This is a genomic window from Nocardia heshunensis, from assembly GCF_054782115.1.
Window position 1 is genome coordinate 13,680 of record NZ_BAAGTC010000030.1, and the last position, 12,954, is coordinate 26,633.

At 67.3% G+C, this 12,954-nt stretch carries 11 protein-coding genes; 2 read left to right on the forward strand and 9 right to left on the reverse strand.

All coding sequences use genetic code 11. From position 1 onward, the window contains the following. Positions 1 to 2: 2 nt before the first annotated feature. From ACYVN4_RS44115 to ACYVN4_RS44130, 4 genes are all read right to left on the reverse strand, one after another. On the reverse strand, positions 3 to 1,784 hold the full coding sequence (locus tag ACYVN4_RS44115; RefSeq protein WP_460730101.1) for a glycosyltransferase: 1,782 nt from the start codon (positions 1,782 to 1,784) through the stop codon (positions 3 to 5). Positions 1,785 to 1,792: 8 nt separating this feature from the next. Next, positions 1,793 to 2,728, reverse strand: coding sequence for a glycoside hydrolase family 16 protein (locus tag ACYVN4_RS44120; RefSeq protein ID WP_460730103.1), 936 nt, complete (start codon positions 2,726 to 2,728; stop codon positions 1,793 to 1,795). Further along, on the reverse strand, positions 2,729 to 4,006 hold the full coding sequence (locus ACYVN4_RS44125; protein WP_460730105.1) for a hypothetical protein: 1,278 nt from the start codon (positions 4,004 to 4,006) through the stop codon (positions 2,729 to 2,731). A 193-nt stretch (positions 4,007 to 4,199) separates the two neighbouring features. After that, positions 4,200 to 4,964 (reverse strand): WecB/TagA/CpsF family glycosyltransferase, encoded by a 765-nt coding sequence (locus ACYVN4_RS44130; protein WP_460730107.1) that lies wholly within the window; start codon positions 4,962 to 4,964, stop codon positions 4,200 to 4,202. Positions 4,965 to 5,122: 158 nt separating this feature from the next. Between ACYVN4_RS44130 and ACYVN4_RS44135 the strand changes: the two genes are divergently transcribed. Next, positions 5,123 to 6,088 carry a GDP-L-fucose synthase family protein gene (locus ACYVN4_RS44135; RefSeq protein WP_460730109.1) on the forward strand — a complete coding sequence of 322 codons (966 nt, stop codon included), beginning with the start codon at positions 5,123 to 5,125 and terminating at the stop codon, positions 6,086 to 6,088. Here ACYVN4_RS44135 and gmd read toward each other — a convergent pair. The 5 genes from gmd to ACYVN4_RS44160 form a co-directional block, all read right to left on the reverse strand. Continuing rightward, positions 6,076 to 7,110 (reverse strand): GDP-mannose 4,6-dehydratase, encoded by a 1,035-nt coding sequence (gene gmd, locus ACYVN4_RS44140; RefSeq protein ID WP_460730111.1) that lies wholly within the window; start codon positions 7,108 to 7,110, stop codon positions 6,076 to 6,078. The two genes, ACYVN4_RS44135 and gmd, sit on opposite strands and share 13 nt — an antisense overlap. Then, positions 7,107 to 8,360: a glycosyltransferase family 4 protein gene (locus ACYVN4_RS44145; RefSeq protein ID WP_460730113.1), complete on the reverse strand. Its 1,254-nt coding sequence runs from the start codon at positions 8,358 to 8,360 to the stop codon at positions 7,107 to 7,109. The genes gmd and ACYVN4_RS44145 overlap by 4 nt, the downstream gene beginning before the upstream one ends. An 85-nt stretch (positions 8,361 to 8,445) precedes the next feature. Beyond that, entirely contained in the window at positions 8,446 to 9,339 is an 894-nt protein-coding gene (locus tag ACYVN4_RS44150; protein ID WP_460730115.1) for a glycosyltransferase family 2 protein, read from the reverse strand. Positions 9,340 to 9,384: 45 nt separating this feature from the next. Then, on the reverse strand, positions 9,385 to 10,371 hold the full coding sequence (locus ACYVN4_RS44155) for a hypothetical protein (RefSeq protein ID WP_460730117.1): 987 nt from the start codon (positions 10,369 to 10,371) through the stop codon (positions 9,385 to 9,387). 13 nt (positions 10,372 to 10,384) lie between these two features. Then, entirely contained in the window at positions 10,385 to 11,881 is a 1,497-nt protein-coding gene (locus tag ACYVN4_RS44160; RefSeq protein ID WP_460730119.1) for a sugar transferase, read from the reverse strand. Positions 11,882 to 12,343: 462 nt separating this feature from the next. Between ACYVN4_RS44160 and ACYVN4_RS44165 the strand changes: the two genes are divergently transcribed. After that, positions 12,344 to 12,946 (forward strand): YdcF family protein, encoded by a 603-nt coding sequence (locus ACYVN4_RS44165; protein ID WP_460730121.1) that lies wholly within the window; start codon positions 12,344 to 12,346, stop codon positions 12,944 to 12,946. Positions 12,947 to 12,954 lie beyond the last annotated feature (8 nt).

Sequence of the window (12,954 nt, forward strand, 5' to 3'; positions counted from 1 at the left end):
GGTTATGGCGTGGAGCGGCTGGTGGTGTCTCGTTCCCAGCGGGTGGTGCTGTGGGCGGCTCGGCGTCTCGCGGTGATTGCTACGGCGAGGTAGACGGCGGCGTCGAGGGCGGAGCGGGGGCCGGTGATGGTGCGCAGAATCGAGATGGCAGTCGTCGAACCGGTTTTCGGGGTCTGCTGCGGATTCCGTTCGAGGAGTTCGGTGTTGCCTCGGTGGTGACGGGTGAGGACGGTGAGGAGACCCGGGAGGTCAGTTGGCGTTGTCCAGACTGTGGGTTCGGTTGGGACTACGGTCTTTTCGGCGTCGGAGAACTGGGTGTCGACGAACATGTCGTCGCCGGTTACGTCGGGGAAGGTGCCGAAGCGTTTGTGGGCTTCGGCGGTTAGGCCGAAGACGCCTGCCCACCAGAGGGCGTTGTGGTGGGCGGACATTGTGCGGCGGGCGCGGTAGTAGCTGCGCACTATGGCGGTTGCGGCGGCGGAGTCGTAGCGGAAGGTGGGGCGGGCGGCGAGGATGTCGCCGTCGTTCAAGCGGTCGAGGACGGCGAGGACGGTGGGGGCGGTGATGCCGATGTCGGCGTCGAGGTAGAGGCGGGGCCAGAGGGTGGCGACCTCGTCACCGGTGTTGAGTGCCAACGGTTTCGAGCCGATCGGGAGCTCGACGACCTGGACGCCAGGGATAGTTCGGGCTCGAGCGGCGGTGTCGTCGGTGCAGCCGTTGGCTACGACGATCAGCTCGAAGTAGCCTGCTGCGGCGGCGGCGCCGAGGGGGCGCAGGGTTCGCTCGATGACGGCGGCCTCGTCGTAGGCGGGGACGATGACCGCACCACGAGACAGCGGGCCCGAGAGTGGTTCCGCTACAGACGGTTTCGTTGCCTTAGGCAGAGTTTCCCACAGCTCCCGGTCCAGCACGACCGACAGGGTCCGGCGATGGTCGCCATCGTAGGAGCGCAGCAAGGCCGCCAGGGCGACCATTGCGCGAAACAGTGTTGCGTACCAACGGTTGTGGTGCTTCTCGATGTAGCGGACTCGGTTGACTTCCAACAGGGTCGCCAGTGCCGGGGACGTTCCCGAACCGCCGAGGCGGTGTTCGACCACGGCGGCCGGGTCGAAGCGCGCCACATGGCCGCTCGAGCGGATTCGGCGAAAATACTCGGTTTCCTCGGAGTAGAGGAAGAACTCTTCGTTCCACTCGCCGAGTTCCGCGACCAGTGAGCCGCGTACCAGCAGGCACGCGCCGGTCGCCCAGTCGACATCGTGGGCTTGCCCGTAACTGGCTGGGCGATAGTCGAATTCGGACAGCCAGGCCGGGCGGTCCAGCCAGGCGCGGCTGCCGAGCAGCGCGTCGCCGAAGGCTCGGGTCACCGACGGCTCCCGGGACAGCGAGATGTGCGGGTGCCCTTCGGTGTTCATGATCAACGGCACCACGGCCCCGATCCGCTCGTCGGAGTCGAGCGTGGCCACCATTCGTGCGATGCCACCGGGCCGTACCCGCAGATCCGGGTTCAGGATCAGGACCGCGGCACAACTGCCGATATGCGCGAGCCCGACATTGATCCCACCCGCGTATCCGAGATTCCCACCCGAGGGCACGAATACGACCTCGGGATACCCGCGCACGACTTCGGCTGTGCCATCGGCCGATTCGTTGTCGACCACCACGACCCGCAGCTCGATATCACGGGCTTCGGACCGTAAATCGTTGAGCAGCAACGGAATGTCCGTCGCACTGTTGTAGGTCACGATGATGATCGCGACCGTGGCGGCCTGCTCGCTCGAGCTCACGTTTCCCCCTACTGCTGTTGAAACACCCGCAGGTAGTCGACATCCAGTTCCGCCGACTCACGCTGGTTGGCGAGCACCGACCCCTCGTTGCGCTCCCAGTCGTTGTCGACGGTCATATTGAGAATCAGCTGCATCGGCCCGTTCTCGATCGAGCTCGCGTCGGTGAACTCGCCGCAGCGCACGCCGTTGATGTACCAGGCGATGTGATCGGGTTCCCAGTCCAGGCCGAAGCGCACCCAGTCTTGGGAGTAGTCGCGCACCGGGCAGGCCCCATTGTCGCTGGAGGTGGTGTTGACGCGGTAGGACTTCTGGCGTCCGGCGTAGGCGTAGGTCATGTAGATGTTCTGCGGGCTGCCGCCGAGCGCCTCGACGATGTCGATCTCGCTGCGGTAGTCGTACTGCGGGTTGGTCGGCAGCATCCAGAACGCGGTGAAGAAGCCCGGGATCGCCGGGAACTTCACCCGCGCTTCGGTATACCCGTAGGTGAAGGAGAACAGGTATTTGTCCTTGCGGGCATCGGGCCGCGCGGTGGAGAGCAGTCCGCTCTTGTAGGTGCACACCTGCTGGTAGCAGGCCGGATCCGGCGACGGCGGATCCAGCGGCTCCGCAACGAGTTTCGCGTATCCGCCGCCGACCCGGACCTGCTCGGGCCGATACGTTTCCCGACCGGAGTTGAAGCTGCTGGTGCAGCCGCCGTAGTTCCAGTCGAAGCAGGGCGTCAGTTTCGTGTGGTCGTAGTCGGATCCGTCGAACCGCTCGTCGAAGATCAGCTTCCAGTTCTTGCCCGGCACCGCGGGCGTCGGCGGCGGCGCGCAGGTGGCGGCGGTGATATTGGTGGCCGTGCAGGAGCCCGGCGCGGTGTCGTCCGGCCCGGCGCACCCGGCCAGCACCAGCGCGATACTGAACGCGAGGGACGCTATCGCGGTGACTCGAGAGATCCGCACTCAGCCACCCACCGCCCGCAGGACCGGCACGCCGACGATGCCCGCCGTCGCCACCAGTTGGAATGCGGCGAGCCCGGCCAGCGGCCAGATCCGCACGGGCGCCCGGGTTCGGGCGAGCTCGGCGATCACCAGCACGGCGAGCATGGCGATCGGCAACTCGGCGTACTTCTGATAGAGCTGCGAGCCCGGCGCGGTCACCACCGCCAGCGCGATCAGCGCGGCCGCGATGATCACGGCGCTACGGCGCTCGAGCACGAAGAACAGTGCGGTGCAAGCAAATCCGCCGACAAACGCGGCGACGGCCAGTACCGGCGAACGCCCGGCCACGTCCGGAAGCTGCCCGACGACCGTCCACAACACTCCGCCGCGCCGCGAGTCATCGGGGAATTTCGTTGCCGCGCTGCGGAAGACGAGCGCAGGAGCCGCGACGATCAGACCCGTCACGACCCCGGCCACCAGATGCTCCCGCACGACCGCGAACGATGTCGTGGCCACCAGTACCGGCACCGCAAAGATCGCCGCCACCGCGAAGGTGAACGCAATGGCCGTCCAACTCGGATTCGCGGCATTGAATTGCCGCATGGCGGGCGGTGTCAGCCCACCCCACAACAAGATCAGCCAGCCGAGCACCACGACCCCGGGAACGGCGACCAGCACCGCACCCCGCAGCGCCGACTTCGGATCATCGCGCGGCCGTACCGGATCCACGCACGACAGCACCGCCGGGACCAGTAGCCAGACGAAGGTCTGGCGCGTCGCGATCGCCGCAGCCACGAGCAGCCCGATCGCGACCTGCCGCCGGGTCGTCGGGGCAGCGATCATCAGACCCGTCGCCGCCAGCGCGAAAACCAGCGCCGCGTCGTCGGTGAGCATCCACAGCGCCGACTGCCAGAAGTACGCCGACAGCAGCAGCGGCGCGACGGCGAGCCCGCGCAGATACCAGGTCGGCAGCGACCGAGCCTGCCAAACTGCCAGCGCGGCAAGACATCCCGCGAACAGCGCACCGACAATCTGAGTGCCGTGCTCACCGAGCCCGAGCGGACCCGAGATCGCCGCGACCACGAGATGATAAAGCGGACCGGTCGCCGTGTTCAGCCCGACGAGATCCAGATGCGGGAAAGAGTGGCGCAGCTGCTCGACCGACGGCCAGTGAAACGCCCGCTGATCATTGCCACCGGCGGTGACGACCACCCCGGTGGCGGCGACGATCGCCGCGAGCCCCACCACGACCACGAACGCACCCGCCGCGGGCAGGTACGCCCGTCCCGGCGCGCGCACGGGAACCTCCGCGTCCCCCCGGATCATGTTGCCCCGTCCCGGTTCATGCCGCCCCGCCCCGGGTTCGTGCCGCCTTGCCCGAGATCATGCGGTCGCGCTGCCTCGCCCCGCACCACATCACCCCGCCCGCCGTGGGCGCGACCGCAGTCCGCAACCTCATCAGCGCCGCCTCGTCCCACTTCACGGTGCCTCGTCACGCAGACGCTGGCGCGGCCTCGTGCACCACGGCCGAACGCTTCAGCCGCAGCAATGCGGGCGGTCCTTGCACGAGGTAGCGCCGGGCCAGCCGCCGCGGCTCCAGCATGAGCCGCCACGCCCATTCGCCGCCCGCGTTGCTGACGCGTTCCGGCACCCGCGAGATCCGGTTGGCGAGGAAGTCGACGACCGCCCCGAACGCGAGCTGCACCGGTGCGCCAGTCAAGGTCCCGTACTCGGCGATCCATCGCTCCTGGCGCGGCTTGCCGAGCCCGACCACGAGGATGTCGGCCGCGGCGGCCTTGATCTGCCCGGCAATCGCTTCGGACGCACCGCGATCGGTCAGTTCGGCCCGCTCGGGAGCCCATGTCCCCGCGACCTCGAGCCGCGGGAACTGCTCGGCCAGCGCGGGCAGCAGCAGTTCGTGGGTCTCGGTGCTGCCGCCGAGGAACCCCACCCGCGCCCGCGCCGTCGCGGCATGCTCGAGAATGGGCGTAATCAGGTCGCTGCCCGACAGTTTCGGCCAGCTGCGTCCGCTGCGGGCATTGGCGGTCCGCACCAGCGGCATGCCGTCGAGCAGGGTGAGCCAGCGCAGTCCCCCGGCCGACGCGGTCACGGGCGTGCGTTCGTCCCAGGCGGCATCGTCGGCGAAATGATGGATGTGGTCGAGATTGGCGGATACCACCGCGAGGGGATCGGAGTCCGACAGCGCGGCGAAGATGAGCTTCAGTGCGGCATCGCGATCGAGGAGGTCTACGGGCACGTGTCCGACGAGCATCCGCGGCCAGGGCGGTGAGCATTCGTTCATCTGACCGATTGCCTTCCAAGAGATTTCGGCCTGACCGTACGACAGGGAGTATATCGATCCGGGCCTCCGGCGCATCCCGACTCGAGCCCGCCGCCTCTGCCACAATGGCGTGCATGCACTGGAATGGCGGGCCCCTCTCGCGCGCATCGCGAGTGTATGTCGCGGGCCATCGCGGGCTGGTGGGATCGGCATTGATGCGACGGCTGCGGGCCGCGGGTTTCACCGATCTCGTCGGGCGCGATTCGACCGAACTCGACCTGCGGGACGCGGCCGCCACCGCCGAATTCTTCGCTGCGACAAGGCCGGATGTGGTGATCGACGCCGCCGCGCGGGTGGGCGGGATCGTGGCGAATGCGTCGCGGCCCGCCGAATTCATCTCCGACAATCTGCGCATTCAGGTCAATTTGCTCGACGCCGCGGTGGCAAATGGCGTGCAACGCTTCTTGTTCCTGGGATCGAGCTGCATCTACCCGCGCGAAGCCCCCGTGCCGATTCGGGAGGATGCGCTGTTCACCGGACCGTTGGAGATCACCAACGAAGGCTATGCCGTCGCGAAACTCGCTGGCATCACACAGGTTACCGCTATCCGTCGGCAATACGGCCTGCCGTACATCAGCGCACTGCCCACCAATGTCTACGGACCCCGCGACAACTTCCATCGTTCCGCCAGCCATGTCGTCCCCGGTCTGATCCGCCGCTTCCACGAGGCCGCCCGCGAACAAGCGCCGTTCGTGGACTGCTGGGGCACGGGACAACCGTTGCGGGAGTTCATCCACGCCGACGACCTCGCCGATGCCTGCCTGTTCCTGCTCGATCATTACGACAGCGACAGCCCAGTCAATGTGGGCACCGGTCAGGAGACCACCGTGGCCCAGTTGGCGACCACGATCGCGGGCATCGCCGGGTATCGCGGCGAAATCCGCTGGGACACAACGCGACCGGACGGTACTTACCGCAAGCTGCTGGACGTCTCGCTGCTCACGGGCCTGGGCTGGGGCCCGCCCGCGGTCTCCCTGCCGGACGGGCTCAAGGCCACCTACCACTGGTTCCTCGACCATCAGGCCGACTACCGCGGTTGACGCCAGGCCACGAGATCGGGGCGATCGATCCATACTTGCGCCTCGGTTTTCAACAGTTCGATATCGGCATCGACCATGAGCCGCGCCAACTCCGGGGCCCGCACCTGCGGATCCCAGCCGAAGGTGGCCTTCGCCTTCGACGCGTCGCCGATCATCGCCTCCACCTCGGCGGGCCGCAGATACCGATCGTCGAAGCGGACATGCCGTTCCCAGTCGAGCCCGGCCCGATCGAAGGACAGCTCCAAGAACTCCCGCACTGAATACCCGGTACCGGTCGCGAGTACATAGTCGTCGGGCTCGTCGGCCTGCAGCATGCGCCACATGCCCTCGACGTACTCCGGCGCGTACCCCCAGTCGCGGACGGTGTCGACATTGCCCATCCAGAGGTGCTCGTCGAGCCCGGCGGCGATCCGCGCGACCGCGCGGGTGATCTTGCGGGTCACGAAAGTCTCTCCGCGACGCGGTGATTCGTGATTGAACAGGATCCCGTTGACGGTGTACATCCCATACGCCTCGCGGTAGTTGCGGGCCGTCCAGTAGGCGAACATCTTGGCCGTGCCGTAGGGCGAGCGCGGATGCAGCGGCGTCGACTCGTTCTGCGGTGGCGGCGAGGAACCGAACATCTCCGAGCTCGACGCCTGATAGAACCGGCAGTCCAGTCCGATCTGGCGAATCGCCTCCAAAATCCGGATGGTCCCCAAACCGGTTGTCTCCGAGGTGTATTCGGGCTCGTCGAAGCTGACCCGGACATGCGATTGCGCGGCAAGATGATAGATCTCGTCCGGCTCGATGCGCCGGATCAGCGTCGCGAGCCGGGCGCTGTCGTTCAACTCCCCGTAATGCGTGAACAGCCGCGCGTCCGGATCGTGCGGGTCTACGTACAGATGGTCGATGCGCCGGGTATTGAAGGTCGAAGCGCGCCGGATGATCCCGTGCACCTCGTACCCCTTGCCCAGCAAGAACTCGGCTAGATACGAACCATCCTGTCCGGTAATACCGGTGATCAACGCGCGTTTGGTCATCGGGCCCCCCTCCCCCTCGCGCGAGCCAACTCGATTATCCACTCCTCGTAGCTGTCGAGTGCGGCATCGGCCTTCAACAGGGCCTTCGCGTATCGCCGTCCGGCCGCGCCGAACTCGGCCCCCAGTACCGGGTCCGCGCCGATGCGGACCGCTTCGGCGAGCAACAGCTCCGGGCGACCGCCCGGCACGATGACCCCCGCCCCCGAGGCGGTCATCTCCTGCGCGGTGTACCCGGACGCCTCCGCGGCGGCGAGAATCGGCTTGCCCGAGGTGAAATACGAGGTCAGCTTGCTGGGCACGGCCATCTGCGCCACGCCGGGCAGCTCGTTGACCAGCAGCACGTCCGCCGCGCCCAGAGCGGACGGGAACTCCGCCTCGCTCACCGGCGGCAGAATCTCGAGCGTGGGCAGCCCCGCGCCCGCAGCCTCGATCCGCCGGCGCTGATTACCGTCGCCGAGTAGGACGAAACGAACCGGAAGTGCTTGCCGCGCCGCCAATTCCGCCGCTGCGACAACGTTCTCCAAGCCTTGCTTGGTACCCATGTTCCCGGCGTGCAGCACGACGATCTCGTCCTCGGACCACCCCCGCGCCGCCCGGAATGCCGCACTGGCCAGCGGATCCGGCGACGAGACATGGTTCCAGTTACGAATGACCCGGATACGCTCACGCTCGACGCCCAGCTCCCGCACCAGATCCCCGCGCAGCCCGTCGTGAATCACCGCGACACCGTCGGCATGCCGGAAGGCGGTGGACTCCAGTCTGCGCACCAGCCGTGCGGCGGGCCGCGGCAGCGCCCCGGTCTCCACCACACCCCGGCTGTAGAGGTCGTGCACGAGTACCCCGACCGCCGGAGCGCCGGGCGTCAGCCGCGCCCGGGCCACCGCCATCGCGGTGGCGAGCAGCGGCGGCGTGATGCACACGACCACGTCCGGCTGCTGCCACCGCGTCGTCACCGCCTGCACCCCGAAGGTGACTTCCATTGCGGCACGGCCGAATCCACGCCCGTCGCGCGGCACGTGATGATTGAGCCGACGCAGTCGCACCCCGTCCGTATCGGCCTCGGTGCGGAAGGCGTCGCGCTCGGCGGCGCGCTCCCAGGCCGGGTAGTGCGTGACGCCGGTCAGCACCCGCACCTCGTGCCCGCGCGCGGCCAGGCCGACCGCGAGACCCGTTGTGTACGGCGCGATCCCGGTCGGCTCGGGGGCATAGTTGATCCCCAGAATCACGACCTTGACCGTTGCACTCGACACGGAATCCGACATTAGCGGCCCGGACACCCATCGGCGCGTCGACCGATTCAGGGTGGTCACCGGCGGCGCAACCCTACCCACCGCACTACCCGCTGGTGGCCGGGCTCGAGCCGAGCAGCCGGGACAGCTTGCGCATGCCGCGCTCGGCGGTGATCCGCTGCCGTTTCGCGTACAGCCCGGCGACGGCCTGCCGGGCCTGCCACCGCTGCTGCGGGGTGAGATCGGATTCGGCTATCCACAGCAGCCATTCGCGGCACTGCAGGGTGGTGGACAGGTGCGCCTGCCAACTCGGGACATCGAGCTTGCGGGCCATCACCGACTGTCGATCGTGCTGCCAATGCCGTCCGCCGAGCACCTCGGGCACGTGCCCCCAGCGTCCGGCCAGCGCCAGCTTCCCGGCGTACACCTCGTCCTCGCGCAACATGTTGCGGCGCACGATGCGATTGGCCGGTTCGTGCCGAAACACCGCGTACAACGGATCGATCAGCAGGAAGCTCTCATTGAGCAGACGCAGCATCTCGGTGAAACGGACCGCCGGATCCGCCGAGCCCAACGCTGTGCCGTCGTATACCGCGGACTGGTGTTCGCCGTCCGGACCGACGTAGTCCAGCTGGGTCGTCACCAGGAGCAGGTCCGGGTCGGCGTCGAACACCTCGAGACATCGGGACAGATAGTTCGGCTCCAGCCAATCGTCGTCGCCGATCCACCGGAAATAGGTGCCCGTCGCCGCGTCCATGGCGGCGACGAAGTTGCCCATCAGGCCCACGTTGACCGCGTTGCGGCGGTACACGATTCGGCTGTCCTCGGCCGCGAGCGCCCGGCAGACCTCCTCGGTGGCGTCGGTCGAGGCATTGTCGGAGATCAGCAGTTCCAGATTCTCGTGGTCCTGGGCCAGCACGGACTTCACGACGTCCGGAATCCGTTCCGCCCCATTGCGAACCGGCAGCCCGACGGTGACCAGGGTGTGTGAGTCGCGCAAGTGAGTTCCCTCCCAACTCGGGTGGTGCACGGTGGTATCGAGCAATCAGACTCGCTCGAGCCATATTTCGCGCCAGAACGAGACATACTCGCGCGGGCAGTTGGCGTGGTAGACGCCCTCGCAGAACACGTTCTCGAGCACGATGGCCGGAGTCTTCATGATCACCAGTTCGCCGGTGGTCTCGTCCAGGCACCGGGTGATGCGCGCCTGGACCCGGGCGGTGCGTCCGCAGAAGCGGGCGGCCTCCTCCTCGAAGCCCATGCCGCGATTGAGCCGGTGCTCGTTGAGGGTGAGTTCGATCTGCTCCTTGGACTTGATGCGCACCAGTTCACCGGGTTGCAGATCCAGGTGTGCCACCGGGGTTTTCCCGACCGCGCGACCACGCACGAAGCCCCATTCCGTACCCCCACGGAACTGGAGTCTCGCCGGCAGCACCCGCTTGCTCACCGCCTGCAGCCGGTTGAACATGGCAAAGAAGAACGCCTGCAGGGACATCCACACGGTGGCGTTGCCGACCTGGACGTCCTCGACGTACTGCCGCACATCGCGGAACGGCAGGCAGGTGGGAGCCGCGCGCATCATCTCGGTCGACTGGCAGGAGTAGCGCTCCTTGCCACTCTCGAGGGGTGGCTTACGCGTGTTGACCTCGAGCACGGTCAGATCGATGCGGGTGCCGTTCGCCGGAGTCGGTGGTGTGCCCGGCTCTACCCGCTTGAGCCACGCCTGTTTCCAGTAGAGGCTGCAGGCGGTCTGGCAGCCGCCGTGCGCGGAGCCGCCGCATCGAGCGCCGGTGAGATGAACGGTCTCGGTCATCCGATGCATGCCGGTGCGCCCGTAGGGATCGCAGACCTTGTTGGCGACCTTGTGGACGGTCAACTGCTGCCCGCAGAACTCCAGCATTTCCGGCATGAAGGGCAGATTGTCCAGCTCGCCGCGCTCATCCAGGGTGGCCATGATCTCGGCCGCACTGCGGACCTCGACCAGATCACCCACCCGCAGTCCCGATGTCGTCTCGGCAACGGACTGGGTCATGCGCTTTCCTCCATCAGTAGGCACCGTCACTGCGGGTCACCGCCGTGATCGTCTTGGCGATGATCAGCAGGTCCTGCACCATCGACCAGTTCTCGACGTACGACAGATCGAGCCGAACCGACTCGTCCCAGGACAGATCCGAGCGCCCGGACACCTGCCACAGCCCGGTCACGCCGGGCTTGACCAGCAGCCGTCGCCGCACCTTGCCGTCGTACTGTTCGACCTCGCTGGGCAGCGGCGGGCGCGGCCCGACCACACTCATCTCACGTCGAATCACATTGATGAACTGGGGCAGTTCGTCGAGGCTGTAGCGCCGCAGGATGCGCCCGACGCCGGTCACCCGCGGATCCTCGCGCATCTTGAACAGCGGGCCCGCGCCCTCGTTCTGCGCCAGCAGCGCGGCGCGGCGGCGGTCGGCGTCCTGGAACATGCTGCGGAACTTGATCATCCGGAACGGCACGCCGTCCAGGCCGATACGCTCGGAGCGGTAGAAGATCGGGCCGCGGCTGTCGAGCTTGATCGCCACCGCGGCGACGACCATGACCGGGGAGACCAGCAGCAGCGCAAACATCGCGAAGGTCAGGTCGAACAGGGCGCGCACGAACGACCGTGACCGGCCGTACTGCGGTTTCGCGATGTGCAGCAGCGGCAGATTGCCGATCGGGCGGATCGACATGCGTTGGTCGGCCACATCGACGAGACCGGGCGTCACCACCACGTCCACGCCCAGCGGGGCCAGCTGCCACACCAGATCATTGATGCCGCGGGTGCCGAGATGCTCGGTCGCCGAGACGGCCACGATGTCGGTATTGGTCTCGCGCACCGCCTCCAGCACGGTCATCGCCCAGCCGGCGATGAACGGCACGTCCGGAAGTTCGCTCTCGCCTTCGTGTTCCTTGTCGTAGGGGCTGTAGACGCCGACGACCGCGTAGCCGATCGCGGGATCGCGGGCGAAGCAGGTCATCATCTCGCGGGCCGCGTCGGGGCCGCCGACCACCAGAACCGCGGTGCGACAGCGGCCTTTTCGGCGTTGTGTGGCGGCGTAGCGCCGCCACACGACCCGATTGGCGAGCAGACCGAACAGCCCGAAGGGCAGGGCGATCGCCAGATAGCCCCGCGCGAAGTCCAGGCGCAGCAGCAGCGAGACGATCGCGATGACACCGAATAGTCGCAGGGTCGCCGAGGTGACCTGCCGATACTCCTCCAGCCCGGTGCCGAGCGAGCCCGGCGAACCGGTATTGCCGCCCACCAGGAAGCTGAACCAGCCCAGCGCCAACAGCAGCGAGATGATCGAGTATCCGATGGAGGCATTGCCGGACCAAGCGGTCAGTTGTGCGTTCTTGTCGATGCCGCCGAACCGGATCAGTTGTGCCGCAACGACGGCGGCGACCAGCACCAGCGCCTCGCCCACCCTGACGCGGCGACCGTATTCGGCCTGCCATCTCTCGCGGTCGGAGCGCCATTCACGCGCGGACCCCCGGATCCGAATCCGGTCAAGCTGGAAGGCCATCCGCGCTCCGTCCCCACGCCAAATTGCCAAGTTGTCGGCGCTCCCCCGTTGGACACCCGCGCCGAATATTATCGGTTTCCCCCGCCGCAGGTCCATGTTCCACCCGCAGGCCGGAGAATCTCTGTAGATCGCGAAAACTTCTGTATGCCAACATATTTGATGCGTCCCATCGAAGGTTCGCGGTGCAATCCTCGCCCAGGACCGCGCAGTCCCGTGCAAGGACTGCCGGACCAGGACGAAAAGGACTGGGCCCCAGGGGAGCCGAACTCCATCCCCGCCGATGGAGTTACTCCTGCTGTCGCCCGCCCCTCCCCCGCCGTTACGCACATCCCACCGTCACGGCGTGTTTTTTCACCGGGCCCGGCAAAGCTGGCCGGTACGGCCGCGGACCGGGCAGGTCGTGCGGGAAACGTAGACTGGCCCCGACGAATCCGGACCGACACGAGGGATGCCAACCCCCGCATGACAGCCCAGGACGAGGACACCGCCGTAGCCCCGGCGAGGAGGCGGCCCCGCGCCTTTGCGCGGAGGCCGCGACTGCTCTGGATAGTCGTGGCGGTCGGTTTGCTGATCGGGACCACCGCCGGAGCCGGGCTGCCGATCTATGCCTATCCGCAGATCGATCGGCTGCGGCATGCGGACGCGATCTTCGTCCTCGGCGGGGAAGGCTTTCACCGGTATCCGTACGGACTGTCGCTCGGGGGCGCGGGCTGGGCACCGAACGTGGTGATCTCGAACCCCTACGGCACCCGCGACGAATGGCTCACCGACGTCTGCAAGACCCCGCAAACCTTCCAGCTCATCTGCTTCGTGCCGGATCCGCCGACCACCAAAGGCGAAGCGCGCCAATTGCGCAGCCTGGCCGCCGAGCACGGCTGGAAGACGGTCATCGTGGTGACCTTCCGGCCGCACATCTCCCGGGCGCGCTACATCCTCGAGCAGTGCTTCGACGGGAATCTGGTGATGATCGAGAGCCCGGAGAAGATCACCTGGTACCGCTGGATCTACGAATTCGGGTACCAGACGGTCGGATACGCGCGGGCGGCGCTGCAGAGCGGCTGCTGACACCCGCC